The following is a 26,957-nucleotide window of genomic DNA, read 5'->3' on the forward strand; positions in this document are numbered from 1 at the left end:
TATTCGGCGGCTTGGCGATACGTGGATTCGTATCAGTGAAGCACGCCTTGCTCAGTTCGACGCACGGTAAAGACCGTGCGCATCGATGTAGGCCAGGACCGCGTCGGGCACCAGGAAACGTACCGACTTACCGCTGGCCAGCAGTTGACGGATCTGGGTGGCGGAAACCGCGAGCGGTGTCTGCCAGACGAATGCAATCTGTCCGCTCGGCCCCTTCAGGGCCAGCGGGTCGCTCACCGAACGCGCTGCCAGCAGGTTGCGCAAGGCATCCGGCGGTTCGCTGTCGGCGTCCGGGCGCTGTAGCACCAGGATGTGGCAATGCTGGAGCAACTCTTCCCAGCGGTGCCAAGTGGGCAGGCCGCAAAATGCGTCCCAGCCCAAAAGCAGAAAAACCTGGGTCTCGGCGGGCATTTCAGCCCGCATCGACTCCAGGGTATCAATGGTCCAGGACGGCTTGTCCCGCTGCAATTCGCGGGCGTCCACCACCAGCGGCGGCATGCCGGCCACCGCACATTCGACCATCGCCAGCCGATCCTGCGCAGACACCTGCGGCGTACCGCGATGTGGCGGCCGCGCATTCGGCATCAGGCGCAACTCGTCGAGCGTCAGCGCTTCGGCGACTTCCAGGCCACCGCGCAAATGGCCGATGTGCACCGGATCGAACGTACCGCCCAATACGCCGATGCGTCGGGGGCGGGACTCGCTGCCGGTTTGCGGCGCTGTCAGGTCGAGGTCGGTCAAGTCAGACCGTCGCCTGGCCGCGCAACTGGCCATCACCGACCACGATGTACTTCTCGCAGGTCAGTCCTTCGAGGCCCACCGGGCCGCGGGCGTGCAGCTTATCAGTAGAAATGCCGATCTCGGCACCCAATCCGTATTCAAATCCATCGGCGAAGCACGTCGGGGTGTTGATCATCACCGACGCCGAGTCGACTTCCGCCACAAAGCGACGGGTATCGGCGAGGTTTTCGCTGACAATCGAGTCGGTGTGATGGGAGCCGTAATGGTTGATGTGTTCGATCGCCTGATCCAGCCCCTCAACCACACGGATCGACAGGATCGGCGCCAGGTACTCGGTGCTCCAGTCGTCTTCGCTGGCCGCAACGGCGTCAATAATCGCTAGGGTGCGCTCGCAGCCGCGCAGTTCGACGCCTTTTTCGCGGAACTGCGCCGCCATCGACGGCAGGAAATCCTTCGCTACCGTTTGATCGACCAGCAGCGTCTCCATCGCACCGCAAATACCGTAGCGATAAGTCTTGGCATTGAAGGTGATGCGCTGGGCTTTCGCCAGATCGGCGTGGGCACTGACGTAAACATGGCAGATACCGTCCAGATGCTTGATCACCGGCACGCGGGCATCGCGGCTGATGCGCTCGATCAGGCCACGGCCACCGCGCGGCACGATCACGTCGACGTACTCGGGCATGGTGATCATCGCGCCGACGGCGGCACGGTCGGTGGTTTCAACCACTTGCACCACGGCGGCGGGCAATTCAGCCTCGGCCAGACCGCGTTGAATGCACGCTGCAATCGCCCGATTGGAATGAATCGCTTCGGAGCCACCGCGCAGGATGGTCGCGTTGCCGGACTTCAGGCACAGGCTCGCAGCATCGATGGTCACGTTGGGACGGGATTCGTAGATGATCCCGATCACGCCCAGCGGTACGCGCATCTTGCCGACCTGAATGCCCGACGGACGGAAGTTCATGTCACGGATCGCACCGACGGGGTCCGGCAGCGCGGCGACCTGACGCAGGCCAACGATCATGCCGTCGATGCGCGCCGGGGTCAGTTCCAGACGCTCCAGCAAAGCGAGTTCCAGACCATTGGCGCGACCGGCGGCCAAATCCTGCTCATTGGCGGCGGCAAGCTCGGCACGCGCGGCGTCCAGGGCATTGGCAGCGGCCTGCAAGGCGCGGTTTTTCTGCGCGGTGCTGGCACGGCCGATAACCCGGGAGGCTTCGCGGGCGGCGCGACCCAATCGGGTCATGTAGTCAAGAACGGACTCAGTCATGGTCTGCTGGGGTCTTGGCAAAGAGGAAAGCGGCAGATTATAGCTGTCGCGTCCCGGGACTAACAGCGGTGACGGGCGGATGGTCAAAATGAGCGCTGATTCACCGGCGTTCAGGCCCAATTAAGCCGTGCGTTGTTATCATCACGACCTCTTCAGCCTGGATAAACCTTGCCTGCCATGTCCAACCTGACCGCTCGCTCCCACGCCGAACGCCTGCCGCTGGGGCTGCCGGACACCTTTTTCGACCGAGATGCGCAAGTGCTGGCGCAGGATCTGCTCGGCAAAGTCATACGCCATCGCGTCGGCGATCTGTGGCTGAGCGCGCGAATCATCGAAACCGAAGCCTATTACTGCGCGGAAAAAGGCAGTCACGCGTCCCTCGGCTATACAGAAAAGCGTAAGGCTTTGTTTCTGGACGGCGGCCACATCTATATGTATTACGCTCGTGGCGGTGACTCGTTGAATTTCAGCGCGCAAGGACCGGGCAATGCGGTATTGATCAAATCCGCCTATCCGTGGGTCGATGAAATCAGCGGGCCGGCGAGTCTGGCGCAGATGCTGCTGAACAACCCTGATGCTCAGGGCCGTGCGCGTCCTTCGCAAAAGCTCTGTGCCGGGCAAACTCTGTTGTGCAAAGCACTGGGGCTGAAGGTGCCGGTGTGGGACGCCAAGCGTTTCGACCATGAAATCCTTCTGGTAGAAGACACCGGGCCGGCACCTTCGCACATTATTCAAACCACACGTTTGGGCATTCCCCATGGCCGTGACGAACATCTGATGTACCGCTTTGTCGACGCGACCTATGCGCAATGGTGCACGCGGAACCCGCTGCGACGCGGTCAGGTCGAAGGCCGGGATTATTTTCTGCTGTAAACACAAACCGGTGTAGGAGGTGCCGAAGGCTGCGATGTTTTGATCTCGTTTTTAAGATCAGGATCAAAAGATCGCAGCCTTCGGCACCTCCTGCATAGGGATCATCAATGATTGGAGTTTTTCTGTATGGGCCCATGGCTCGATAGCGTGACCGGCTGGCTGGCAGCCAATCCACAATGGCTGGCTGCTGCGGTGTTCATTGTTGCCTTTGTGGAATGCCTGGCGATTGCCGGTTTGATCGTGCCGGGAACCGTGCTGCTGTTTGCCGTGGCCGTTCTGGCCGGCAGCGGCGCACTGTCGCTGAGCGAAACGTTGCTGTTGGGTTTTCTCGGCGGGATTCTCGGCGACGCCGTTTCGTATTTCCTCGGCCGCCATTTCCACCAGAACATTCGGCGCCTGCCGGGGCTGCGCCATCATCCGGAATGGATGGCCGGCGCTGAGTCGTATTTCCAGCGCTACGGCATCGCCAGCCTGCTGGTCGGTCGCTTTATCGGGCCGTTGCGGCCGATGCTGCCAATGGTCGCCGGCATGTGCGACATGCCCTTCCCGCGTTTCGCTGCTGTCAGTCTATTGGCCGCCGCTGGCTGGAGTCTGGCCTATCTGCTGCCGGGCTGGGCCACCGGCGCGGCCTTCCGCCTGCCATTGCCTGAAGGGTTCTGGCTGCAAGCGGGGATTGTCGCCGGCAGCATCGCCGTGATGGTCGGCCTCAGCGTGAACAGCAGCCTGCGTCGGCACCGCCGCGCGACGATCTGGATCAGCAGCATGAGCCTGTTGATACTGATCGGTCTGTTCATCGGCTATCCGTACCTGACAGCACTCGATCAAGGCGTGATGACGCTGGTGCAGGAACATCGCCAACCGGTGCTCGATGAAATCGCGGTCACGCTGACCCTGATCGGCGAATTCCGCAACATGCTGCTGTTCAGCGTCCTGCTGACGGGTCTGTTGCTGTTGTGCCGGCAATGGCGCCAGGCGATTTTCGTCGGCGGCACGTTGCTGCTGACCGCACTGGCGAACACCGGGACCAAATACTTCTTCGCCCGGGTACGCCCGGAAGTGCTGAGCGATCCGCTGACCACTTACAGCATGCCCAGCGGCCACGCATCAGGTTCATTTGCGCTGTTTCTGACCCTGGCCGTGCTGGCCGGCCGTGGCCAGCCGCCACGCATGCGCCTGACCTGGTTGCTGATCGCCTGTATTCCGGCCCTCTCTATCGCGCTCTCGCGGGTTTATCTGGGCGCTCATTGGCCAACCGACGTATTGGCCGGTGCCATGCTTGCCGCCTGTGTCTGCGCAGCCGCTCTGTGGCTGAGTCAGCGCAAAACCCCGCTCAATCCCATGCCGTTCAAGATCTGGTGGCTGATCTTGCCGGCCATGTTGGCGCTGTTTGGCTTTTTCGTCCTGCGGCATCTGCCTCATACGCTGCTGCGTTACGCCTATTAAATGAGGCAATGCACAAGCCTTATTCCCTTCGCGCTGCTCTTTTAGGAAATGTCCGACAGGAGCAGCGCTGTTCCCTTATAAAAACTTACTCGCCCAAGGTAAAACTTCTTATTTACCAAACTACAACTTCCTACACTTAAAAATAAAAACAATAGAAGTTACATATCACCTGTAAACCGCCACAACAACGCCTTCCATAACTTGAAAAAACAGTTAGATTAAATCAGCTCCCATTGAAACCCGACGACACTTGTTAACACAGTGAATCTGCTTGCACTTGCCTGCCGGACAAACAACTCAACTTGCAAATCGAGGGTTTCAATACATCAACTGATTTCGAGTACTCCATGAGTCCAAAGATTCCGCGTAAACCGCCCCTGCCTTCAACGCCACAAGCTGACCCGAACACATTGCCGCCTCCGCGAATCGATAACCCGTTCACCCCAGGTGGACTTTCAATTTCCCGACCGGACTTGCCGAGTGGCCTTGCCCCCGTCAACACCGTTGGCGGCCGCCCGATCCTGGATAACACCCCGCCTGCCGTGGTTATCCAGGCCATGCCAACTACGACTCCTGCCCGCCTCGCCAGCGATAATTCGCCCGACACTTATTGGCTGCGCGACGACTTCCTGCGCGGCATGAAACCGGCGGAGGATGACGGTTTTCGCTGGATCGTCGGACGCCAGTTTGTCGACGTCGAATATGACGGAGGGCTGCGCACTACCCATGTCGGCCAGGATGGCGACGGGATCTATCGCTGCAAGCTGGTCACTGAGCGAGCGGCTTCCGGGCCAGCGCTTTACCGGAATGAAGGCCGATTGACCTGGCGCCTGACGAAACATCCGGCGCCTGCCATGGCCTCGACGAAACGACCTGCGCCAGCCCCCGCAACACACCCCGTCGCGAAAAGAATCCGACCTGCCCCCCTCGATTGGAATCTGTACAAAGCCTCCCTGCGTTCACCGGATGCGCAAGGCTATTACGAGCTGGCATCTGCATTCGGGGCCAACAAAACGGTCACGCAATTTGCCTTCAAGGATCACTTCGGCAAGTGGATCCCGGTCGACCCACCGGCCGGCGGTTTCGGCGCCCAGCCCACACAGTTGAAGCACTGGACCGATCACGAGATCTGGCAGATTTATGACATCCATGGCCAGGACCTCGTGCGTTTTCGCAGCGATGCCCAGGCCAGCGGCAAGCGTCCGCAGTGGGCGCAACCCACAGTCACCAACCCGCATCGTGACTTGCTGCGCGATACCCTGCGCTGGCTGCACCCGGCCATGAGCCTGACCCGGCGCGAGGCATTCCTGCAGTCCTACAATCTGCTGCCCGACCAACTGACCCGCTTGCTACAGGACCTGAAGGCCGAACTGAAAATCCCGCAATGGGCGCAAGTACACAAAAACCTGATCGACGACATCGACAATCCGCAGCGCCTCGACCAAATGAGTCGCGAGGCCGTCAGGCAGCTCAACCTCAAGCACGATGCCCGGCATGACTGGTACAACCCCGAAACGAGCATGACCGCGCCAGTGCGCGAAGCGCTGCTGAGCAAACTCGGCTATCTGCGCAACAGCAACAATTGCCTGTACCGCACGGATATTCCGGCGCTGTTCCGCGGCGATGAACGCACACCGTTCGAACTTGCCAATGACGGCTTCATGCTGCCGCGCTATCACCACACGCCAGGGGCCACCACGCACAAACCGATGAGCGCCACCTTCAGCCTCAATGAAGGGCAGATGTATGCCCGAGAACCCGATGCCGAATACTTGCGCTTCAATAGCCAGACCAACAAATATCCGGGCCGGGAAGCTGAAAACAGTGCCTCCGGCAGCGATGCCAGTGACACCGAAAGCACCACCTCTTCCGAATGGTCCGATACCGCAAGCCCGGTCCCGTGGGACCACGATCGCCACTACGAATCCACGCGTACACGCCAAAAGGAAATGTTTCTGTACGTGCTGGACACTCGTCACCTGGAAGTAGTCCCCCATGAAGAAAACATGAGCTTCAATTCGGCAGCCCGCAGCACGCCACCGACCTGGTTTCCTTCCGATGACTTCGAAGGGCTGATTTCGGTGACCCACAACGGACTGGATGCCGATCGCATCTGGCTGCTGAACTCCCCCCTGACCAAAGCCGTAAAGATCGACGACATCAAGGAACATGCCGGCGCAAGCGCCGAGCGCATTGAAGCCGCCACCCATGCCGGACACCAGAACAGATTCGAGTACGACCAGTTGATCGACACAGCCGAGGCCGCGGGTAAACCGGTACTCAGGCTCTCCGGCGATGGCAAGGAGTTCGCCTACGACATCACCTGGCCAGAACCCGAAAAGACGACGACGCAAGCGCAGTGACCCACCGGTACGGACACCGGAACTCAACCATCATTAAAGGATTAATGATATGTCAAAACTGATCACGCCCCCGCTTCACATCGCCGATGTCAGCCTGATCGAAGTTACGCCCATCAACACGTCGGCCAACCCCCATGCACCTCAGGCCGGAATGCTCAACAGCGCAACGCCCCCGGCCGACGCTGACGCGCCCTGGCGGCGCACGCTGAAATCCCTCGACAAACATTTTGGCCCGCTACGCATCGGCGAGGTGATGGCCAGCCGGGTCGAACTCCTGGCGATGGGTGTGACGGTCAATGGTCAGCCCATCAGTCCGGCGAATGCCGCCATGCAAAGAGCCGATCAAGCCTTTATCAACGGGCTCAACTTCGATGCAGACCATGTGCAGGCGCGCTTGAAATCAGCGGACATCGCCGACAGCGGCGTGGCCGCGATGCTGTTCTATGAGATCGCCTGCAAACGCTCCGTCGATGCCGCGCCGTTGTTCGTCAGCACTACCGCCATTGATCCCGGCAGTGCAATGGATCGCCTGAACCAATTGGGCAAGGCCATACAGAAACTGGATATCCACCGTGTTGACGGGCTGGAAAACGCGCCGGGCTGGATCAGCCAAAACAAAAGCTATCTGATGAGCGGCGCCGGCGTCGGCATGCAGGCATTCGGCATCTACAGCGGTTACAAAGCCATGATTGATGCGATCAAGGCTGGCGACACACTGGAAGCGGTTTTCCAGGGTAGCTCCATCGCCGCCGAAGTCGGCTCGCTGATCATCGAACAAGGACTGACCAGAACCGGTGAAGCCATGCTCAGGAATGGCGGAACCGCGCTGAAGTATTTCCCGCTGACCTCGGTGGGCAAATACATGAGTCGAGGTGCCGGAATGTTCGCCAGCGCTATCACCCTGCCTTTCGACATCGCCGATGCAATCAAATCGTTCAATGCTGCCGCCGCGACGCAAGGCAAAGTGGCTCAGGATCACTATGTCAGTGGTGGTCTGAGCGTAGCGGGCGCGGGCATCAGCCTGGTGCTGGGCGTCGCTGCGCTGGCCGGTTTCGGTAGCGTCGCCGGCCCTGTCGGTCTGGTCGCCGCTGGATTGCTCATCGCCGCTTCGATGATTTATCAGGCTGCCCGTGTTGTCGACGACATCGACGATTACATCGAACTGACCGCCCACGAACGCTTGCGCTCAGGCTGGTTCGCCTTTACTGGCAAAGAACTGGACAAAGAGGTCATGGATCGTTTCAAGCTCGCCAAGGGCTTCAGTGATCACCAGACACAACTCGAATTGTCGGCCAGGGACATGCTCGAAGGTGCCTATAAGCACTCCATCGAATCCGTGTTCAATGGCGCGTTCCGGGTTGAACTCAAGGCCGTGGAACTCTGGCGTTACCAGTGGGATGAAAGCGCCGGCGAACAGCCATACAAACTCGACAGTCAGGCCGTCATTGTTGGCGGCGACGATGTGGTCGACGCCAGCAACGGCCTGCCTGCCAACCTCAAGGGCAAAGTGTCGGGCAGTGCCGGTGACGACAAAGGAGTGTTCTGGCGCCTGGGCGATGGCAATGACCGAGTCATCGGCGTGAAGGGCAAACCCAATCTGTTCACCTATCGCGACGATCACAAGGCGCTGACCGGAGGCGACAAGAACGATGCGTTTTATCAGGAGGTCACCGAACAGACATTGAACCGGACGAGCAAACCGGTACATCTCAATGTGCTGGATGGCGGCGCTGGTGCGGACACGCTGGCTTTCGAAGGCACCCGCCCGCGCACCGATACCCGCCATATCGGTCACGACATCAATCTGCACAGCGGCAGGGTGGCCTTGCGTCGTCTGGATCCAGCCGTCGACGCTGTCGAAGTCGCACAACTCACCTCAATCGAAAACGTCTCGACACTGCGCCAGGGCACCAGCCGGGTCACCGGTAACGACGAGTCCAATCGCATTTCCGCCAACGGTTACGACCGCATCAGCGCCGGCGGTGGCGACGACACCATTGTTGTCTACGGATTCAACTGTCGGGTGGAGGGCGGCAGCGGCGCGGATCGCTATTACATCGCGAACACCAATGCTCGAACGACCCTTCTCGACGACGGCGAACAGCCGAGCCTGATCGAATTCGGCTGGCCGGCGGACGTCATCCAGCGGTGGGAGATCATTGGCACATCACTGGTCGTCAGCTCACTGCGCGGCGAGGATGGCAACGACCCCGAGCACGTGCTGACCCTCGAGAATGTCTACCAGTGGACCGATGGCAAGCGCCAACTGAAAAATGACCAGTTCACGTTCAAAACCCAGGACGGGTATGAACTGCTGGCTCAGCTACCCAGACGCCTGGAGGACGCGTCGAATCAAGAGATCAGGCCCGCCGTTGCGGTCATTGGCAAACCGGCCCCTGCGGGGCAAATCGTCAACGGCGGCACTGTCGAGATTGCCGAGCAAGGTTTGAAGCGACATTTCGTATCGCGCACGGACCGTCAGGTGGAATTTGTCGCCAGGCGTAATACCGCCGAGACAGCCCGCTGCGTTTATCTGGAGTTCAACGACGCCGACATTGTCGACGTATTGCTCACCTATGACGTGCAGGTGCGCAAAGGCGTGTCGGGCACTACTCATCTGTACTACCAGGACATCACCTTGTCTGTCCTGTTGCCATCGAAAGTACTGACCTTCAAAGGCATCGTTCAGACCGTCTCGGCGGCCGCGGGTTACAGCGGCAGAAACAGCCTGAAAGTGACCACGCCACGCTTGCAGCAAAACGTTGTGCTGATCCTGCAGGATCAGGTTTCGTACCGATTGCAAGTTCCAGAAATGGACTATGAAGACGATGTGAAAAACCCCGGCACCCGCGTACGCAGCACCCGCAGTTTTCTCAGGCGACGTATTGGCAATTATCGCTTTGTCAGACCGTTGGCTGACGTAAAACCACAGCTCACCGCACAACCCAGCCGGATCACCATTGAGACGGGATCCCACACCGGTATTTATGTGCTCGAAGGGCAGAGCTCGACCTATGACGTGCACTTGGCCAGTAACTCGATCATTCGCCTGTCGACGCCTGGCGCTGAGGCCAAAACGGCCGACGCCTCGATCTGGAACCTGTATACCCGCACGCTGAAAGAAAACGTTGCCCGGGAAGATATAAAACTGCAGGGCAGCCGCTTGCGCATCGCCAGTGTCACGATCGAGTTGCCCGAGATCACTGATGATGCGCCGGTGGAGTCCATCAGCGTAGTGACTTCATCGGGCAACGTTTATGAAGTGTCACTGTTGTTTGAAGTGTTGCAGCTCTATGTCATGGATGCCCGTGGTTATGCCAGCGTCGAAGCACTGATGGTCGACATCGATGCGCATCAAAAGCGCAACGAACTGGCCGGCAAGGTTCATGTCACGAATATCGGTTTTGCACCTGGAAAGTCCGGCACGGTGTTTTACAACGAAGTGAGAAAATACTGGGGTCTGGATTCCGATCCACAGGCGCGCATCAACCCCGAAGACCTGGTCTTTTCAATCAACAAGACTTGACCGCTCGCGGCCCGGCGCCAAACACGTGCCAGTGTGGATCTGACGTCCGTACTGGCACCCGACCACTTCGGCCTATGGAAAGGCTGACTCGCAAAAAGGAAGTTTATCCATGCGACAAAAACCGCGCCCTCGCCCTGCTTCACCGACAGTCGACACTCCCGCCACCTCAACGCTGACAACTGGAGAACACTCGGCGAACAACCCGACATTTCCCACCCGCGAAAGCATTCCCGGTCATTTACCGGTCGATGTGCCCTCTTCACCCAAGCGCTCGCGTCTGGAGGAGCCAGGCACCTCCCGACAAAACACCGCAACCGGCGAAGCGAACGTCGTGCCGACATCACCCGCAGACGCGCCATTTTTTTCGACGACGTCGCTGGAAGATTTCACGCATCCATTCTTTGGCGACCTGCCAGCACCGAATGCATCCGGTATCCGGCGGTATCTCGCCAAGGACTGGGTGGACGTGCACCTGCCAGGTATCGAAGGCCGGCGCCATGTTTGCGTTCAATACGATGCCGAACTCAAGGCATATCGGGTGATGTCCTTCCGGCGCCTAGCACCTGGCCCACCGATCTATCGGACCACCCAGGACAATCTGTGGAGCCTGGATCGGCACCTCACCTTCCTGAACAGTGATGACTATGCGTTTTCCGCGACGCCGGATGCTGATGGCTACTACGCGTTTCGTACGCTCGGATCGAACGGTGATGGCGCCATCCTCGGCTATGCCATCAAGCATCCACAACATCACTGGATGGCCATCGATCCAGCGCAAGCAAGGGACAGGGGGTCAGCTGTTGCGCAATGGTCGGATCAGGACATCCAGCGAATGTACATCGTGGATGACGCCCGCATTTCAGACTTCCGTACACAAGCGCAAGCGTCCGGCGAGGCGCCGGCTTGGGCCACTCGTGTGCAGAACACCGAAGACCATCTGTTTGTGGCCGAGTCATTGAGGTGGCTGCATCCACAAATGCCTTTGGCCCAGCGTCTGGAATTACAGCGCAGCTATAACCTGACTCAAGAGCAACTCTGTCGGCTGCGTACAGAGTCGGGAGACGGCCGGATACCGGAATGGGCTGAACAGCATAAGCGTCTGAGCCTCGACCCGACCAACGACCAGCGTTTCAAACTGATCGCCGAAGAGCTGGAAAATCACGTTCGGAATTTGCGAACGCACGGGCTGGCCCTCGACCACCACTGGACCGCCACCCGCTACAGCGATGCCTTTTTAGCCGACTACGCAACCCATCTTGGCTACCAGAGAACCCGACACAACATGCTGTACCGCACGGACATCCCGGCGATGTTCCGCGGTGAAACCCGATTGCCGTTCGAATTGGCCAGGGATGGTCGGATGATGTACCGCAAAGGCAATCCCACTGGCACCACCAACAAGCGCGCGCTGAGTGCAACGTTCGGACTGCATGACGCCACCGCCTACGCGGCGACCAAGGGTGGCTTCTATCACGAGCTGCATTACAACTCGCAGGCCAATCGTTTTCCCGGCGTGAATCCGCAAAGCTCGAAAGAGCGAACCGCAGAGTCCTCGGACTCAGGCAGCAGTTCAGTGTCGGAGGGTAAACGTACCGGCGACGAAGCCGACTCTGACAGTTCTTTCGTTTTCGATGATTCGAAAGGTTATGAGTCCACGCGCCGCCAGCAAACCACGTCATTTGTCTACGCCATTGATACCCGAGGGCTGGAAGTGGTGCCGGGGGCGGAAAACAAGGCCTTCAACCCCGCTAACGGAAAATTTCTCTTCGACGACATGGAGGGGCATATCTCCACACCTACACGCGGCATCAGTGCCGAGCGGATCTGGCTGGTGCGCTCCGACCTGACCAGCGCCGCCCGCGTCAAGGATGTCCTGCAGCAAGCGGGGGAGCGCGTCGCAGCAATCGAACAGGCCACCTGGGCAGGAACCGACAGTCGAGCGGGCGGTTACTTTGGCAGCAACGCTTATGACGGCCTGATCGACGAAATTGCTGGCTCAGGCGGCGTGGTGCTGGATTTGCCCAAAGGCGACAAGACGTTCGCCGACGATGTTGTCTGGCCGGTCCCCGAGCACGACCGGGCTTGAACCCAACTCAGCCAACGGATGGCTGACTCAACCACATGGAGTGACTTTTATGCGCCAGAAACCCGGGCCGCTACGCCCATCCCCCACAGCTGAAACACCGAGAACATCGACATCCCGTCCTGCGCCCTACGATCGGCCAGCCGACTCTTGGCTTCCTGTATGTCATCGACACCCGCGGCATTGAAGTAGTCCCGCGAGTGGAAAACATCTATCTGAACGACAGGGATTTTGACGGCGATAGACTGGAGGGCCGGATATCAATGCCAACGCGAGGCATCAGTGCCGAAAGGATCTGGCTGGTGAGTTCGGACCTGAGCAAGGCCGCCAGAGTCGAGGATATTTTGCTGCAGGCCGGTGACGACGCCGAGGCGATAGAGAAAGCCACGTGGGCGGGTACCGACGGGAACGATGTCCACTGGCATGGCACCAATGCTTATGACGGTTTGATCAATCAAGTAGCCGGCTCCGGCGGCGTTGTCCTGCAATTGCCCAAGGGCAAAAACACGTATTCCAACGACGTGATCTGGCCAGTGGCTGAACATTACCGAGCCTGACCAAAAAGGCGCCATTCATCTCAATAATGAATGGCGCCTTTTATTAAACAGTCGTGGCTTTACCTGGACAACCTGATCACGAATGTGGCCGGTTTGTTATTGAAGGCATTGTGTCCCGTACCGTTGGGGTCAACGTCCAGGAATGTGCTCATGCCACTGCTCATGTGACGATACAAGGGCCTGTCATTCGGCTCGGCGGTCAACTCAACATAGGCCGGACCGGGTTCGATATTGCTGAGCGAGGCCTTCGACGCACCATGGGTACTGATTGAAAAGTACTGTGCCGGGGCACGGGTACTGGCCAGCAAGTTATGTGTCTTGTCCTCAATGAATAACCGCGCACCTTCGAACGCTCCCGGATGCACAAGGCTGATCGCATAAAGGTCGCCCTGCGCAACGAACTTCAACAGCAGCGGAGTATCGTCCTCATGGTCAGCCAGCGTGATGAGGCTGGAGATACGCAGATCTGCCAGCCCTACTTCGGCATGCAGTTTTTCGCCTTGGGTTATACGCAGGTCGCGCAGGGCTTGTTGCAGACGTTGTTGATTAAGCACCACGGGGCGGCCATCAAAATAAAGATGCGCCGAGAACGCTGTGTTGTTTATGTTTGCCAAAGACATGGACTTGCTCACCTGTAAACACTCTGCCATTGCCAGGTTGCAACGACAGGCAATGCTGAAAAGGGAAATGATCAAACAGCGATTGAGGCCGTTGCCGATATGCGCGGAACATCGCCGTCAGGGACTTTTTCAGATTTTCGTTTACGCCGGGCTATCACCATCCGGTCTGCATAAACCGTTGCTGCTTCAATAATGTGTGTCTCGTTATGATCAATGCCGGCATGTTTCAAAATATACTTGCCGGCGATGTCATCCCAAAACGCCCGTTCATCTTCATAGACAGTCATGTGTTCGTCCTTGTTGTTATTCAAATTGCCCGCATCCTGCGGGGCAACTTGAAATTAAGACAAAGACAACAGCAAGACAATGCTGGCAACGGCGGCCAGTTAATTCAAAGTACAACTAGGCAAACAATTCGCCCTGCAACTCATCCAGCAATGCCTGAATCGCATCCAGTCGCTGCTGGGGATCATCGAGTTGCAGCAGGTCGATCTTGTCCTCTTCGGCGAACGGCAGCAGATAGGCCAGTTGATTGGCCAGCGATTGCTGACCCAGCGCCTCGGTGCCCATGTTCAGCGCTTCGACCATCGGATGCTCGGCCAAGGCCTTGAGCAGCGCCACCAGATCGGCGTCCTCATCCTGCAGCGGTTGCTCGGGTTCATCATCCAGCCACTCGACATCAGCCAGAATCAGTTGATCGCGCTGCACCTCGGTGCGCAACACACTGAAGCGACGACCACCCTGCACGCGAATCCCCAACAAGCCGTTGTCCTGCTGCTGAAAATCAGTGATGCGTGCTTCGCAGCCGACCAGAGCAAATCCTTCTGGCGCAACGCCGACTTCGTGGCCATCGAGAATGCACACCACACCGAAACCGCCGCCCTGTTTCATGCAGCGACCGATCATGTCGAGATAGCGCGCCTCGAAGATCTGCAAGTCGAGGTTGCAGCCGGGAAACAGCACTGTGTTCAGCGGGAAAAGCGGCAGACTCATAGACATTTCCTTACACCACCATCGACACCGCCAACGGCAGGAACACCGCCGTGGCCACGCCCATCAGACTCATTGACAGCGCGGCGAAGGCGCCGCACTCATCGTTTTCCTGCATGGCCACTGCCGTGCCGACCGCATGCGCGGTCATGCCCAGCGCCATGCCTCGCGCTTCGGGACTGTGCACGCCGAGGCGGGTGAGCAGCGCCGGGCCGAAGATCGCGCCGATCACGCCGGTGATCAATACGAACACAGCGGCCAGCGCCGCAACGCCACCAATTTGTTCCGCCACCAGCATGGCAATCGGCGAGGTCACCGACTTCGGCGCCATGGTCATCAGGATCATGTGCTCGGCACCGAACCACCAGCCCAGCAAAACGCCCATGCCCGTGGCGACCACTCCGCCTATCACCAGCGTAGTAAAAATCGGCCAGAACAATTGCCGAATACGGCGCAGGTTGAGGTACAGCGGCACAGCCAGTGCCACGGTGGCCGGGCCGAGCAGAATGCTGAGAATCTCGGTGCTCTTGCGGTACTCGGCGTAAGTCAGGCCGCAGCCGACCAGCACACCAATCACCAACAACATGGAGACCAGCACCGGTTGCAGAAAGATCCAGCGGGTTTTCTCGAACGCCGCCAGCACCAGTTGATAGGCACCGAGGGTGATGCCAATGCCGAACAACGGATGATGAATCACCGACGCCCAAGCGCCCTGCCAGTCAAAAAGCATCAGGACTCCTCCGATGACGAGGGCGCGTGACGCTTGACCAGACGCTGCATCAGCACGCCGGCGAAGGCCATCGACAGGATCAACGACAGCACCAGTGCGCCGACAATCGCCCAGAAATCCGCGGCAATGTCGCTCGCATAAACCATCACGCCCACGGCCGGCGGCACCAGCAGCAGCGGCAGATAACGCAGCAGGCTGCCGGCCGCGAGATTCAGCGGCTCGCCGACTTCACCGCGAATGATCAGAAAAACCAGCAACAGCAGCAAGCCGATGATCGGCCCTGGCAGTACCGGCAACAGCAAATGATTGAGCGCCGTACCGAGCAATTGGAACAGCACCAGCATGGTCAGGCCACGTAGCAACATCAGACATCTCCCCCCACAAGTCGCCCGCATTATAAGCACGCCTGCGCTATGGATCGGCATTCGCCAAAAGCATGGTCGGTTGACCGGAGCAAATCGCCATGATGATCTACAGTGGTTCGCAGGGCGGTCAAATCCCCCACCTTAAAAACTATAAAACCGATGAACCCAAGGAGAGTCTCAATGCCCTATGTTCCAGTTGCAGAGCTCAAAGATTATGTCGGCAAGGAACTCGGACGTTCCGAATGGCTCACCATCGATCAGGAACGCATCAACCTGTTCGCCGAAGCCACCGGTGATTATCAGTTCATTCACGTCGACCCGGTCAAAGCCGCGCAAACGCCTTTTGGCAGCACCATTGCCCACGGTTTCCTGTCGTTGTCGCTGATCCCGAAATTGATGGAAGACATCCTCATCCTGCCGCAGGGCGTGAAGATGGTGGTCAACTATGGTCTGGACAGCGTGCGTTTCATCCAGCCAGTGAAGGTCAATTCGAAAGTTCGCCTGAAGGTCGATCTGGGCGAAGTGACCGAGAAAAAGCCTGGCCAGTGGCTGCTCAAAGCGACCGCAACGCTTGAGATAGAAGGTTCGGACAAACCGGCCTACATCGCCGAGCCATTGTCGCTCTGCTTCGTCTAAACGTTCCGGATGCGAAGCAGCGCACGCTGTTTCGCGTCACCTCTCTATTTATGCGACGCATAGCTGCGGCATACTCGGTCGCCTAATTGCCCGGATCCCGCTATGCGCTCACTCGCTTCTCTTGCACCCATTGCCCTGACCTTGATGCTCACCGCTTGCGGCGACGGCGAATCACTGTTGCCGCCAGATGCGCGCCTGCCGGACGGCGGTCGCTATCGCGGTGAACTGGTCAACGGCTTGCTGCAAGGCCAAGGGCGCGTCGACTACCCCAACGGCAGCTGGTACGCCGGCCAGTTCGACAAGGGTCAATGGCACGGTCAGGGCGAATGGCACGGCAGCAACGGCGAAGTCTATCGCGGGCAATTTCAGCAAGGCTTGTTCGATGGCCAAGGTAGCCTGACCACCAACGCCAGCAGTTACACCGGTGGCTTCAAGCAGGGCCGGCGCGAAGGCGAAGGCACGCTGAAAGAAAACGCCATGACCTACCGTGGCGAGTTCAAGGCTGACCAGTATTCCGGCCTCGGCCGTCTCGAGATGGACGACGGCAGTTCCTATCAAGGCCAGTTCGCCCACGGCAAACCCAACGGCGAAGGCCAGCGTGGCGACTCCAGCGGCAACACGTTCAGCGGGCATTTCGTCAACGGTCAGCTGGAAGGCAACGGCACTTTCAACAGCGCCGACGGCGACATCTACGTCGGCGGTTTCAAGAACAATCAATTGCACGGCAAGGGTCGCTACGAAAACGCTGACGGCGACGTCTGGCTCGGCCAGTTCAAGGAAGGCGCGCTGACTGGCAAGGGTGAGTTGATCGGTGCCGACGGCAGCCATTACATCGGTGCCTTCAACGACTGGCGCTTCAGCGGCCAAGGGCGCTTGAACCTGTCCGATGGCAGCTTCTACATCGGTGGCTTCGACAACGACAGTTACTCCGGGCGCGGCACCTTGGTGCTGACCGATGGCAGCGTCATGAGCGGCACCTGGATCAACGGCCAGCGCGTGCGCGATGCCGACGGCAAGTTGTTGCCCGACACCCTTGAACTCGGCTTGCTCGCTCAGGGCCGTCTGCTCGATGACGCCTTGGCCGCCATCCCCGCGTCGACGCCCGCAGTTGAGCTGTACACCCTGACCCTCGGCGGCGACGGCAAGCAGAGTGTGTTCCTGCGCGAATCCGATTACGTCGCCAACATGCTCAATACACGCTTCGGCGCTTATGGCCAGATCCGTCTGGTCAACCACCGCGACCACCTCGGCGACCGGCCGATGGCCACCCGTGAGAACCTGCGCCGCGCCGCGCAAACCCTCGCCGAACGCAGCGGCCCTGAAGATTTGCTGTTCATCTACCTGACCAGCCACGGCACCGCCGAGCACGAACTGGTGCTCGACCAGCCGCGAATGGAACTGGCCGACCTGCCCGCTGACGAACTCGCTGCTGTGCTGGCGCCGCTGAAAAACCGCGACAAGATCATCGTGATTTCGTCGTGCTACTCCGGTGGATTCATCCCGGCGCTGAAAGACGAACGCACGCTGATCATGACCGCCTCGCGCGCGGATCGGGTGTCCTTCGGCTGCTCGGAAGAAGCCAACTTCACCTATTTCGGCGATGCCCTGTTCGCCCAGGCGCTGAACCAGACCGATGATCTGGAGCAAGCCTTCAAACTGGCCAAGGCCACCGTCGCCGAGCGTGAACTGGCGGACAGTTTCGAAGCCTCGGAGCCACAGATCTGGGCGCCGAAAACCGTGTTGGCGCACTGGCAACTGCTGCGCAAACAGCAAGCAAGAAAAGCTTTGCAAAGTGCTGCATTGAACGACGGAGCGATAAAGAGCAACTAAGCTGAACAGTATCAAGGGAGAGACACTATGTACTTGACGCCTCAGCACGTATTGCTTGCCGGAGCTACCGGTTTGACCGGTGAACATCTACTCGACCGTTTGCTCAACGAGCCAACGATTTCTCGCGTGCTCGCCCCTTCCCGCCGGCCATTGGCCGAGCATCCGCACCTGGAAAACCCGGTCGGCGATCCGCAGGCGTTTCTGCCACAACTGAGTGGCCGTGTCGATATCGCCTACTGCTGTCTCGGTACCACCATCAAGCAGGCCGGATCGGAAGCGGCCTTTCGTGCGGTGGATCTGGACATGGTCGTGGCGTTCGCCAAACGCGCGCGGGAGATGGGCGCGCGGCATCTGATTGTGATCAGCGCGATTGGCGCCGATCCGAAATCGTCGGTTTTCTACAATCGGGTCAAAGGTGAAATGGAGCAGGCATTGCGTGCGCAGGACTGGCCGCAACTGACCATTTGCCGGCCATCGCTGTTGTTGGGTGAGCGGACTGAACCGCGTCTGGCCGAGCAACTGGCCGGGCCATTGTCAAAGCTGATTCCCGGTAAATACCGTGGCATCGAGGCGTGCCAATTGGCGCGGGCGATGTGGCGGTTGGCGCTGGAAGAGCAGGATGGTGTGCGGGTGATCGAGTCGGATGATTTGCGCAGGCTCGGCAAATAATCCATAGCGCCCGAAAGAAAGCTTTAGCGAGCAGGCTCGCTCCCACATTTGCACCGCGTCCCCCTGTGGGAGCGAGCCTGCTCGCGAATGGAGTGCGCAGCGCTCCCCTACAATCCGCCAGTCGCCTGAAAACCCACACCTATCACCGTCAGCAATGACAACGGCAACAACAGCGTATCGAACAACGCACTCGCCGGCAGGTCAACGCCCGGATAGCTCGGCGCCTCAGCCCCGAACCGATCCATCGCGCAACAGCCGCCATTCATCGCGTATAAGTCCAGACGCGTCCCGGAGTACACCACCGGTGCCCCCGGTTTGGCCGCATCCAGCGTGCGCGCCGTGGCGCACCCGGTCAGCACCAACGCCAACCCGATCACCAGCAGCTTATTCATCACTGCTCAGATGATGCTCACCCCAACGCGGCAGCATGTCTTGCGCAATGCCGAGCAGATTGAGAATCCGCGCCACGACGAAATCGATCAGGTCATCGATGGTCTGCGGCTGATGATAGAAACCCGGTGAGGCCGGCAGAATGGTCACGCCCATGTTCGACAGCTTAAGCATGTGCTCCAGATGAATGCTTGAATACGGCGCCTCGCGCGGTACCAGAATCAACTGACGGCGTTCCTTCAACGTGACATCGGCCGCGCGTTCGATCAGGTTGTTGCACGCGCCCGTGGCAATGGCCGACAGCGTGCCCGTAGAACACGGCACCACGACCATCGCCGCCGGAGCGCCAGAACCCGAGGCCACCGGCGACATCCAGTCTTCCTTGCCGTACACGCGGATCTGCCCGGCGGCAGCTCCGGTGTATTCAGTCAGGAATGCCTGCATCATCTGCGGCTTGGGCGGCAGCATGACATCGGTCTCGGTGGCCATCACCAGTTGTGCGGCTTTCGAGATAAGGAAGTGCACTTCGCGATCTTCGCGCACCAGACAATCGAGCAGGCGCAAACCGTACTGGGCGCCGGACGCGCCGGTCATCGCCAGCGTGATGCGTTCGGGGCCATTGCTCTCAAAACGAGTGTTCATTGCAGCGCCTCGGCGAGTTTGCCGTGCAGGCCGCCGAAGCCGCCGTTGCTCATGATCACCACATGAGTGCCGGGCTGCGCCTGGCTCTTCACGCGCTCGATGATGCCTTCCAGCGAATCGCTGACAATCGACGGCACTTTGCACAACGCAGCGGTGCCGGCCAGGTCCCAACCGAGGTTGGCCGGGGCGTACCAGATCACCTGATCGGCATCGACCACGCTGTCCGGCAAACCGTCACGGTGGGCGCCGAGCTTCATCGAGTTGGAACGTGGCTCGATGATCGCGATCAGCGGTGCGTCGCCGATGCGTTTACGCAAGCCATCGAGGGTGGTGGCGATGGCTGTCGGGTGGTGGGCGAAGTCGTCATAAATGGTGATGCCGCGTACTTCGGCAACTTTTTCCATGCGGCGTTTGACGTTTTTGAACGCGCTCAACCCGGCAATGCCCATTGATGGCACGACGCCAACGTGGCGCGCTGCAGCTAGTGCAGCCAGAGCGTTAGCAACGTTGTGCTGACCGGTCAGCTCCCACTCGACGGTGCCTTGCGACACGCCTTCGAACATCACTTCGAACGCCGAACCATCTTCGCTGAGCAGTTTGACCTGCCACTGACCGCCAGCACCGGTGGTTTGCACCGGGGTCCAGCAGCCCATTTCGATCACCCGTTGCAAGGCCGGCTCGGTGGTCGGATGGATAACCAGGCCTTCACTCGGGATGGTGCGCACCAAGTGATGGAATTGCCGCTCGATCGCTGGCAGATCCGGGAAGATGTCCGCGTGATCGAACTCAAGGTTATTGAGGATCGCGGTGCGTGGGCGGTAATGAACAAACTTGGAGCGTTTGTCGAAGAACGCGCTGTCGTATTCGTCCGCCTCGATCACGAAGAACGGTGTACCGCCCAAACGCGCTGATACCGAGAAGTTCTGCGGCACGCCGCCGATGAGGAAACCCGGGCTCATGCCGGCGTGTTCCAAGACCCAGGCGAGCATGCTGCTGGTGGTGGTTTTGCCGTGCGTGCCAGCCACCGCCAAGACCCAGCGACCTTGCAGCACATGGTCAGCCAGCCACTGCGGGCCGGACACGTACGGCAGGCCTTTGTTCAGCACATATTCCACCGCCGGATTGCCGCGCGACATGGCGTTGCCGATCACCACCAGATCCGGCGCCGGATCGAGCTGCGCCGGGTCGTAGCCCTGCGTCAGTTGAATGCCTTGGGCTTCAAGCTGCGTGCTCATTGGCGGATAGACGTTGGCGTCGGAGCCGGTCACATGATGGCCCAGCTCTTTGGCCAACACCGCCATCGAGCCCATGAAAGTCCCGCAGATACCCAGAATATGAATGTGCATAGTCGACCTCGTAAAACATGGCCGCAGGTTAGCGTAGGGAGGGCGAAATCGCACTCTTTAGGTGAGGGGCGGGGCTGGTTGGCCGCAGCATCTCGCTTCGGCTACTAATTGTCGCCCCTCACCCAGCCCTCTCCCGAGGGAGAGGGAGCCGATCTGCGTTGCTTTCAAATCCGCAGTTCGGCTCGATAGATCAGGTCGACGTAAATTGCCAAAACACCTCGATCAGTCCCCTCGCCCCCGGAAGAGGGAGCCGATCTCGGCTGCCTTCAAATCTTGAGTTCGGCTCGATAAATCAGGTCGGCGTAAATTGCCGGATCACCTCGGTCAGTCCCCTCTCCCTCCGGGAGAGGGCTAGGGTGAGGGCCTTCTAACTGACTCGCCGCTCAATCCCATGCTTACGCAGCTTTCTATAAAGCGTATTACGGCTAACCCCAAGCTGCTCAGCGGTGCGAGTCATGTGCCACCGCGTTTGTTCAAGCGCCCCGAGCAAGGCTAACCTTTCGGCATCTTCCAGTGGGTGTTCGCCAGACTCGGCTGGCGGAAGGACTGCACGCCCCTGCCGAATCATCACCGGCAAATCCTCCACCCCGACCCGCCCCTCATCACACAACGCCGCCAACGTGCGCAGCACATTGCGCAACTGCCGCACATTGCCCGGCCAGTTGAACGCCAGCAACGCCTGACGCGCCGGCTCGTCGATCACTATCGTTTCACCGCCCGCCTCCTCGGCCAGCAGAAAATCCAGCAACTGCGATTTGTCACTGCGCGCGCGCAATGCCGGCAACCCCACTTCCAGCCCATTGAGCCGGTAGTACAAATCCTCGCGAAAACTGCCGTCCGCAACCCGCTCCAGCAAATTGCGGTGGGTGGCGCTGATGATCCGCACATTGACCGACTCCGGCTCACCACCGATCGGCACGACCTGTCTGTCCTCAAGGACTCGCAACAAACGAGTCTGCAAGGCCAATGGCATATCGCCGATTTCATCGAGGAACAGCGTGCCACCATCTGCCTGCTGCAGCTTGCCGCGCATGCCGTCCTTGCGCGCGCCGGTGAAGCTGCCGCCGCGATAGCCGAACAGTTCGCTTTCGATCAGGCTCTCCGGAATGGCCGCGCAGTTGAGCGCGACGAAGGCTTTGTTCGAACGCTGGCTGGCTTGGTGAACAGCCTTGGCGAAGGCCTCCTTGCCCGAGCCGGTTTCACCATTGATCAACAACGGCACATCACGCTCGAATACACGCAGGGCTTTGCGGAAATCGGCCTGCAACGCCTCGTCACCGAGACAGATGCCCGACAAGCGCGGCGCGTCAGCCACCACCGGCGTCGATACCATCGGTACAGGTTTGCGCGATTCCCCGCGCAACACCGCAAACAGATGTCGCCCGTCACGGGTGCGCAGCGGCCAACTGGCGCTGGCATGGGCACTGGCGCGGCCCAGCAATTGATCCAGCGAACAATCGAAAAACGCTTCCACTGGTTTACCCAGCAAGCCGCCACGAATATGCCCGAGCAGATTCAGTGCACTCTGGTTGACCGCTCTGATCCGCCCTTCCCCGTCAAACGCCAGCAGCCCTTCGCTGAACAGACCGACCGATTCGGCCTGCAAATGAAAACGCAACAACCATTGGTTATCGAAACAGCGCAGGAAGTAGCAACTCTCGATCATCTTTGCCGACAGATTGACCAGCGCCATGGTGTGGAACTGGCTTTGCCGCGAGACGTCATGGCGCGCCGAAGAGACGTCGAGCACCGCCAGCAGTTCGCCATGCGGGTCGAATACCGGGCTCGCCGAGCAGGTCAGGCCGGTGTGGCGACCGCGAAAGTGTTCATCCTGATGAATGGTCAGCGCCTGACGTTCGACCAGGCAGGTGCCGATGCCATTGGTGCCTTCGCAGGCTTCGCTCCAGTCAGCGCCGAGCCAGAGGCCGGCGCGCTCGAAGATCTTGTGTTCGGCCGGCGCGGTGACGCAGTTGAGGATCACCCCGCGCGCATCGGTCAGCAGCACCGCGTGGCCGGCGCCGGAGAGTTGTTGATGGAGGCTGCTCATTTCATTGCCGGCGATCTGCAGGACTTGCTGCAGTCGTTCGCGGCTTTCGAGGACGCGGCCGTGTTCGAGCACAGTCGGCGCCATGCTCAGCGCGGGGTCGAGGTGATAGTCCTCAAGGCAGCGCAGCCACGAACGGGCAATCGACGGATCGGCACCGGGACCGTGCAGGTGCGGTTTGCCCTGGGTAGCGGTGAGAACCTGTTGGGCATGGCGACTCAAATGGTTGTCGTGCATTTCTTATTGTTCTCCCCGAGGCTCGACGGCCCAATGCTGAGGTGACGCCCAGCATCCTCCAGCCACAGACGCATTGCAATGCTGGCAAGACTGCCCGGTCATCAGTTGTGCCGAAAGCGGTACAAACTGTCACCCGACCTGTACCGAAACCGTCACAGGCACAATCCACTCGTCCGACATAAACCGCCCAACCCCTTGATTTACAGGCCCTGCACGGCAGTGGCCCGACCTTTGCTCTACGCTTATAGCAAGCGCACTTGCGCGTTTCTCTAATAAGTACAAAGCCAAGGAGAACATCATCATGCGTTACGCTCACCCCGGTACTGAAGGCGCCAAAGTCTCGTTCAAAGCCAAGTACGGTAACTACATCGGCGGCGAGTTCGTCGCGCCTGTCAAAGGTCAGTACTTCACCAACACCTCGCCAGTGAATGGCCAGCCAATTGCCGAATTCCCCCGCTCCACTGCCGAAGACATCGACAAGGCACTGGACGCCGCCCACGCCGCTGCCGACGCGTGGGGCGCGACCTCCGTGCAGGCGCGTTCGCTGATCCTGCTGAAAATCGCCGACCGCATCGAAGCCAACCTCGAACTGCTGGCGATCACCGAAACCTGGGACAACGGCAAAGCCATTCGCGAAACCCTCAACGCCGACATCCCGCTGGCCGCCGACCATTTCCGCTACTTCGCTGGCTGCCTGCGCGCCCAGGAAGGCAGCGCTGCCGAAATCGACGGCAACACCGTGGCGTATCACATTCACGAACCGCTGGGTGTGGTCGGCCAGATCATCCCGTGGAACTTCCCGATCCTGATGGCCGCGTGGAAACTCGCCCCGGCACTCGCCGCCGGCAATTGCGTGGTACTCAAACCGGCCGAGCAAACCCCGCTGGGCATTACCGTGTTGCTGGAACTGATCGGTGATTTGCTGCCGCCAGGCGTGCTGAACATTGTTCAGGGCTACGGCAAAGAAGCCGGCGAAGCGCTGGCGACCAGCAAGCGCATCGCCAAGATCGCTTTCACCGGCTCGACCCCGGTCGGCTCGCACATCATGAAATGCGCCGCCGAAAACATCATTCCGTCGACCGTGGAACTGGGCGGCAAATCGCCGAACATCTTCTTCGAAGACATCATGCAGGCCGAGCCTACCTTCATTGAGAAAGCCGCTGAAGGTCTGGTGCTGGCGTTCTTCAACCAGGGCGAAGTCTGCACCTGCCCTTCCCGCGCACTGGTACAGGAATCGATCTACGACGAGTTCATGGCCGTCGTGATGAAGAAAGTCCTGCAAATCAAACGCGGCGATCCGCTGGACACCGACACCATGGTCGGCGCGCAGGCGTCCGAGCAGCAATTCGACAAGATTCTTTCGTACCTGGAAATTGCCAAGGGCGAAGGCGCCGAGCTGCTGACCGGCGGCAAGGTGGAAAAACTCGAAGGCAATCTGTCGACCGGGTATTACATCCAGCCGACCCTGCTCAAGGGCACCAACAAGATGCGCGTGTTCCAGGAAGAAATCTTTGGCCCAGTGGTGAGCATCACCACATTCAAGGATGAAGCCGAAGCCCTGGCGATCGCCAACGACACCGAGTTCGGCCTCGGCGCCGGTCTGTGGACCCGCGACATCAACCGTGCCTACCGCATGGGACGGGCGATCAAGGCTGGCCGTGTGTGGACCAACTGCTACCACCTTTATCCGGCGCATGCCGCGTTTGGTGGCTACAAGAAGTCCGGCGTTGGGCGTGAGACGCACAAGATGATGCTCGATCATTATCAGCAGACCAAAAACCTGCTGGTGAGCTACGACATCAATCCGTTGGGCTTCTTCTAAAACCTGAGGGCGACTCAGATATTTCTGTGTCGCCCGTTCAACCGCTTTCGCGGGCAAGCTCGCTCCCACAATGGATTTGTGGCGAGCCAATTCCCTTGTGGGAGCGAGCCTGCTCGCGAAGGCGCCCTCAATGACACAACACACAAGGCCTGGCCGCTCTGGCACGGCCCTTGCGTACCCGTCATTCAGATTTTGCGCGAACACTGCCGCTGCGTGAACAGCATCCATCCACCTCAACCGCGCCACCCGAAAGTCCAACAGATCAAACAATAAAAAACAGAGAGGACTTATGACTTCCACCGCACAGCTCAAACCCACACTCGGCACCCTGCATCTGTGGGGTATTGCCGTCGGCCTGGTGATTTCCGGCGAATACTTCGGCTGGAGTTACGGCTGGGGCACCGCCGGCACGCTCGGTTTTCTGGTCACGGCACTGATGGTCGCCACCATGTACACCTGCTTCATTTTCAGCTTCACCGAATTGACCACCGCCATCCCACACGCTGGCGGGCCGTTTGCCTACAGCCGTCGGGCGTTCGGTGAGAAAGGCGGATTGATCGCCGGGATCGCCACGCTGATCGAGTTCGTCTTTGCTCCACCGGCGATTGCCATGGCCATCGGTGCCTATCTGAATGTGCAATACCCGGAGCTTGATCCGAAGATTGCCGCCGTCGGCGCGTACTTTGTGTTCATGACCCTGAATATCCTTGGTGTCAGCATCGCCGCGACATTCGAGTTGGTGGTCACCGTGCTCGCCGTCGCTGAGCTGCTGGTGTTCATGGGCGTGGTCGCGCCGGGCTTCAGCTTCAGCAATTTCGTGCTCAATGGCTGGTCGGGGGCCAACGAATTCACCTTGGGCTCAATTCCGGGGATCTTCGCCGCGATACCCTTCGCAATCTGGTTTTTCCTCGCCATCGAAGGCGCGGCCATGGCCGCCGAAGAGGCGAAAGACCCGAAACGCACAATTCCCAAGGCGTACGTCAGCGGCATTCTGACCCTGGTATTCCTCGCCATCGGCGTAATGGTCATGGCCGGCGGCGTTGGCGACTGGCGCCAACTGTCGAATATCAACGATCCGCTGCCGCAAGCGATGAAAGCCGTGGTCGGCAACAACTCGACGTGGATGCACATGCTGGTGTGGATCGGTCTGTTCGGGCTGGTGGCGAGTTTCCACGGAATCATCCTCGGCTACTCCCGGCAATTCTTCGCCCTCGCCCGTGCCGGATATCTGCCGAGAGGGCTGGCCAAGCTGTCGCGCTTCCAGACCCCACACCGGGCGATTCTGGCTGGTGGCGTGATCGGTATTGCGGCGATTTACAGTGACGGTCTGGTCAATCTGCAAGGCATGACCCTGACGGCGGCGATGATCACCATGTCGGTGTTCGGCGCCATCGTGATGTACATCATCAGCATGCTCAGCCTGTTCAGACTGCGTAAAACCGAGCCGAACCTGGAGCGCACCTTCCGTGCGCCGGGCTATCCGGTCGTGCCGGCGATTGCGCTGTTTCTGGCGGTGGTGTGCCTGATCGCGATGGCGTGGTTCAACACGCTGATCGGTTGTGTGTTCCTTGGCTTTATGGCCGCCGGTTACCTGTATTTCCAGCTGACCGCCAAGCAACGCGCCGATGCGCCGGCAGACGCTATGCTCGAAGGTATCTAGTTGCACCGGCACCGGGCCTTTCGCCCGGTGCCGGCTATATAGAGGTGCACACAAAACCAATGTGGGAGCGAGCTTGCTCGCGAAGGCATAGCGTCAGTCGACTACTGCTTTGAATGT

General features: G+C 59.5%; 22 protein-coding genes. 11 read left to right on the forward strand and 11 right to left on the reverse strand.

Annotated elements, in window-relative coordinates; all coding sequences use genetic code 11:
• Window positions 1–51: 51 nt before the first annotated feature.
• On the reverse strand, window positions 52–774 hold the full coding sequence (nadD, locus tag ACZ0A4_RS20225; RefSeq protein ID WP_463576140.1) for a nicotinate-nucleotide adenylyltransferase: 723 nt from the start codon (window positions 772–774) through the stop codon (window positions 52–54).
• Window positions 743–2,014, reverse strand: a complete 1,272-nt coding sequence (locus ACZ0A4_RS20230; protein WP_463576141.1) for a glutamate-5-semialdehyde dehydrogenase — start codon at window positions 2,012–2,014, stop codon at window positions 743–745. The genes nadD and ACZ0A4_RS20230 overlap by 32 nt, the downstream gene beginning before the upstream one ends.
• Window positions 2,015–2,191: 177 nt before the next feature.
• Here ACZ0A4_RS20230 and ACZ0A4_RS20235 point away from each other — a divergent pair, with 177 nt between their 5' ends.
• From ACZ0A4_RS20235 to ACZ0A4_RS20260, 6 genes are all read left to right on the forward strand, one after another.
• Window positions 2,192–2,887 (forward strand): DNA-3-methyladenine glycosylase, encoded by a 696-nt coding sequence (locus tag ACZ0A4_RS20235; RefSeq protein WP_463577607.1) that lies wholly within the window; start codon window positions 2,192–2,194, stop codon window positions 2,885–2,887.
• Window positions 2,888–3,013: 126 nt separating this feature from the next.
• On the forward strand, window positions 3,014–4,330 hold the full coding sequence (locus ACZ0A4_RS20240) for a bifunctional DedA family/phosphatase PAP2 family protein (protein WP_463576142.1): 1,317 nt from the start codon (window positions 3,014–3,016) through the stop codon (window positions 4,328–4,330).
• Window positions 4,331–4,632: 302 nt separating this feature from the next.
• On the forward strand, window positions 4,633–6,693 hold the full coding sequence (locus tag ACZ0A4_RS20245) for a hypothetical protein (protein ID WP_463576143.1): 2,061 nt from the start codon (window positions 4,633–4,635) through the stop codon (window positions 6,691–6,693).
• 49 nt (window positions 6,694–6,742) lie between these two features.
• Window positions 6,743–10,219 carry a calcium-binding protein gene (locus tag ACZ0A4_RS20250; protein WP_463576145.1) on the forward strand — a complete coding sequence of 1,159 codons (3,477 nt, stop codon included), beginning with the start codon at window positions 6,743–6,745 and terminating at the stop codon, window positions 10,217–10,219.
• Window positions 10,220–10,328: 109 nt separating this feature from the next.
• Window positions 10,329–12,305: a hypothetical protein gene (locus ACZ0A4_RS20255; RefSeq protein WP_463576146.1), complete on the forward strand. Its 1,977-nt coding sequence runs from the start codon at window positions 10,329–10,331 to the stop codon at window positions 12,303–12,305.
• A 299-nt stretch (window positions 12,306–12,604) separates the two neighbouring features.
• Window positions 12,605–12,859: a hypothetical protein gene (locus ACZ0A4_RS20260; RefSeq protein ID WP_463576147.1), complete on the forward strand. Its 255-nt coding sequence runs from the start codon at window positions 12,605–12,607 to the stop codon at window positions 12,857–12,859.
• A gap of 59 nt (window positions 12,860–12,918) precedes the next feature.
• On the opposite strand, the gene ACZ0A4_RS20265 is transcribed toward ACZ0A4_RS20260, so the two are convergent.
• From ACZ0A4_RS20265 to ACZ0A4_RS20285, 5 genes are all read right to left on the reverse strand, one after another.
• Window positions 12,919–13,479, reverse strand: coding sequence for a hypothetical protein (locus tag ACZ0A4_RS20265; RefSeq protein ID WP_463576148.1), 561 nt, complete (start codon window positions 13,477–13,479; stop codon window positions 12,919–12,921).
• Window positions 13,480–13,550: 71 nt separating this feature from the next.
• On the reverse strand, window positions 13,551–13,766 hold the full coding sequence (locus ACZ0A4_RS20270) for a hypothetical protein (RefSeq protein WP_463576149.1): 216 nt from the start codon (window positions 13,764–13,766) through the stop codon (window positions 13,551–13,553).
• Window positions 13,767–13,881: 115 nt separating this feature from the next.
• Complete coding sequence (locus tag ACZ0A4_RS20275; RefSeq protein WP_463576151.1) at window positions 13,882–14,472, reverse strand: LON peptidase substrate-binding domain-containing protein; 591 nt, start codon at window positions 14,470–14,472, stop codon at window positions 13,882–13,884.
• A gap of 10 nt (window positions 14,473–14,482) precedes the next feature.
• Window positions 14,483–15,199: an LrgB family protein gene (locus ACZ0A4_RS20280; RefSeq protein WP_463576152.1), complete on the reverse strand. Its 717-nt coding sequence runs from the start codon at window positions 15,197–15,199 to the stop codon at window positions 14,483–14,485.
• Window positions 15,199–15,564, reverse strand: a complete 366-nt coding sequence (locus ACZ0A4_RS20285; RefSeq protein ID WP_463576153.1) for a CidA/LrgA family protein — start codon at window positions 15,562–15,564, stop codon at window positions 15,199–15,201. Before ACZ0A4_RS20285 ends, ACZ0A4_RS20280 begins: the two co-directional genes overlap by 1 nt.
• A 180-nt stretch (window positions 15,565–15,744) precedes the next feature.
• On the opposite strand from ACZ0A4_RS20285, the gene ACZ0A4_RS20290 reads away from it, so the two are divergent.
• The 3 genes from ACZ0A4_RS20290 (at window position 15,745) to ACZ0A4_RS20300 (ending at window position 18,699) form a co-directional block, all read left to right on the forward strand.
• Window positions 15,745–16,200 carry a MaoC family dehydratase gene (locus tag ACZ0A4_RS20290; protein WP_007909575.1) on the forward strand — a complete coding sequence of 152 codons (456 nt, stop codon included), beginning with the start codon at window positions 15,745–15,747 and terminating at the stop codon, window positions 16,198–16,200.
• A 102-nt stretch (window positions 16,201–16,302) separates the two neighbouring features.
• Entirely contained in the window at window positions 16,303–18,030 is a 1,728-nt protein-coding gene (locus ACZ0A4_RS20295) for a C13 family peptidase (RefSeq protein WP_463576154.1), read from the forward strand.
• A 27-nt stretch (window positions 18,031–18,057) separates the two neighbouring features.
• The gene (locus ACZ0A4_RS20300; RefSeq protein ID WP_463576155.1) at window positions 18,058–18,699 is read left to right on the forward strand and encodes an oxidoreductase; all 642 of its coding nucleotides are present in this window, start codon (window positions 18,058–18,060) and stop codon (window positions 18,697–18,699) included.
• Window positions 18,700–18,806: 107 nt separating this feature from the next.
• On the opposite strand, the gene ACZ0A4_RS20305 is transcribed toward ACZ0A4_RS20300, so the two are convergent.
• From ACZ0A4_RS20305 to ACZ0A4_RS20320, 4 genes are all read right to left on the reverse strand, one after another.
• On the reverse strand, window positions 18,807–19,091 hold the full coding sequence (locus ACZ0A4_RS20305; protein WP_463576156.1) for a YceK/YidQ family lipoprotein: 285 nt from the start codon (window positions 19,089–19,091) through the stop codon (window positions 18,807–18,809).
• On the reverse strand, window positions 19,084–19,731 hold the full coding sequence (ubiX, locus tag ACZ0A4_RS20310; RefSeq protein WP_463576157.1) for a flavin prenyltransferase UbiX: 648 nt from the start codon (window positions 19,729–19,731) through the stop codon (window positions 19,084–19,086). The genes ACZ0A4_RS20305 and ubiX overlap by 8 nt, the downstream gene beginning before the upstream one ends.
• The gene (mpl, locus tag ACZ0A4_RS20315; protein WP_077574683.1) at window positions 19,728–21,077 is read right to left on the reverse strand and encodes a UDP-N-acetylmuramate:L-alanyl-gamma-D-glutamyl-meso-diaminopimelate ligase; all 1,350 of its coding nucleotides are present in this window, start codon (window positions 21,075–21,077) and stop codon (window positions 19,728–19,730) included. Before mpl ends, ubiX begins: the two co-directional genes overlap by 4 nt.
• Window positions 21,078–21,444: 367 nt before the next feature.
• Window positions 21,445–23,358 carry a sigma-54-dependent Fis family transcriptional regulator gene (locus ACZ0A4_RS20320; RefSeq protein ID WP_463576159.1) on the reverse strand — a complete coding sequence of 638 codons (1,914 nt, stop codon included), beginning with the start codon at window positions 23,356–23,358 and terminating at the stop codon, window positions 21,445–21,447.
• 301 nt (window positions 23,359–23,659) lie between these two features.
• Here ACZ0A4_RS20320 and exaC point away from each other — a divergent pair, with 301 nt between their 5' ends.
• Entirely contained in the window at window positions 23,660–25,180 is a 1,521-nt protein-coding gene (gene exaC / locus ACZ0A4_RS20325; protein ID WP_034153748.1) for an acetaldehyde dehydrogenase ExaC, read from the forward strand.
• Between the two features lie 289 nt (window positions 25,181–25,469).
• Window positions 25,470–26,840 (forward strand): ethanolamine permease, encoded by a 1,371-nt coding sequence (gene eat, locus ACZ0A4_RS20330; RefSeq protein ID WP_463576160.1) that lies wholly within the window; start codon window positions 25,470–25,472, stop codon window positions 26,838–26,840.
• Window positions 26,841–26,957 lie beyond the last annotated feature (117 nt).

The sequence above is a fragment of the Pseudomonas sp. AC172 genome, from assembly GCF_979258595.1.

What these genes read in the sequence shown, in the direction of transcription:
- ACZ0A4_RS20290 (WP_007909575.1), top strand. Translation starts at nt 15,745, where the DNA reads ATGCCCTATGTTCCAGTTGCAGAGCTCAAAGATTATGTCGGCAAGGAA.
- ACZ0A4_RS20230 (WP_463576141.1), bottom strand. Translation starts at nt 2,014, where the DNA reads ATGACTGAGTCCGTTCTTGACTACATGACCCGATTGGGTCGCGCCGCC.
- mpl (WP_077574683.1), bottom strand. Translation starts at nt 21,077, where the DNA reads ATGCACATTCATATTCTGGGTATCTGCGGGACTTTCATGGGCTCGATG.
- exaC (WP_034153748.1), top strand. Translation starts at nt 23,660, where the DNA reads ATGCGTTACGCTCACCCCGGTACTGAAGGCGCCAAAGTCTCGTTCAAA.
- ACZ0A4_RS20320 (WP_463576159.1), bottom strand. Translation starts at nt 23,358, where the DNA reads ATGCACGACAACCATTTGAGTCGCCATGCCCAACAGGTTCTCACCGCT.
- ACZ0A4_RS20300 (WP_463576155.1), top strand. Translation starts at nt 18,058, where the DNA reads ATGTACTTGACGCCTCAGCACGTATTGCTTGCCGGAGCTACCGGTTTG.
- ACZ0A4_RS20270 (WP_463576149.1), bottom strand. Translation starts at nt 13,766, where the DNA reads ATGACTGTCTATGAAGATGAACGGGCGTTTTGGGATGACATCGCCGGC.
- ACZ0A4_RS20305 (WP_463576156.1), bottom strand. Translation starts at nt 19,091, where the DNA reads ATGAATAAGCTGCTGGTGATCGGGTTGGCGTTGGTGCTGACCGGGTGC.
- eat (WP_463576160.1), top strand. Translation starts at nt 25,470, where the DNA reads ATGACTTCCACCGCACAGCTCAAACCCACACTCGGCACCCTGCATCTG.
- ACZ0A4_RS20295 (WP_463576154.1), top strand. Translation starts at nt 16,303, where the DNA reads ATGCGCTCACTCGCTTCTCTTGCACCCATTGCCCTGACCTTGATGCTC.
- ACZ0A4_RS20255 (WP_463576146.1), top strand. Translation starts at nt 10,329, where the DNA reads ATGCGACAAAAACCGCGCCCTCGCCCTGCTTCACCGACAGTCGACACT.
- ACZ0A4_RS20275 (WP_463576151.1), bottom strand. Translation starts at nt 14,472, where the DNA reads ATGAGTCTGCCGCTTTTCCCGCTGAACACAGTGCTGTTTCCCGGCTGC.
- ACZ0A4_RS20240 (WP_463576142.1), top strand. Translation starts at nt 3,014, where the DNA reads ATGGGCCCATGGCTCGATAGCGTGACCGGCTGGCTGGCAGCCAATCCA.
- ubiX (WP_463576157.1), bottom strand. Translation starts at nt 19,731, where the DNA reads ATGAACACTCGTTTTGAGAGCAATGGCCCCGAACGCATCACGCTGGCG.
- ACZ0A4_RS20235 (WP_463577607.1), top strand. Translation starts at nt 2,192, where the DNA reads ATGTCCAACCTGACCGCTCGCTCCCACGCCGAACGCCTGCCGCTGGGG.
- ACZ0A4_RS20280 (WP_463576152.1), bottom strand. Translation starts at nt 15,199, where the DNA reads ATGCTTTTTGACTGGCAGGGCGCTTGGGCGTCGGTGATTCATCATCCG.
- ACZ0A4_RS20285 (WP_463576153.1), bottom strand. Translation starts at nt 15,564, where the DNA reads ATGTTGCTACGTGGCCTGACCATGCTGGTGCTGTTCCAATTGCTCGGT.
- ACZ0A4_RS20265 (WP_463576148.1), bottom strand. Translation starts at nt 13,479, where the DNA reads ATGTCTTTGGCAAACATAAACAACACAGCGTTCTCGGCGCATCTTTAT.
- ACZ0A4_RS20250 (WP_463576145.1), top strand. Translation starts at nt 6,743, where the DNA reads ATGTCAAAACTGATCACGCCCCCGCTTCACATCGCCGATGTCAGCCTG.
- nadD (WP_463576140.1), bottom strand. Translation starts at nt 774, where the DNA reads ATGGCCAGTTGCGCGGCCAGGCGACGGTCTGACTTGACCGACCTCGAC.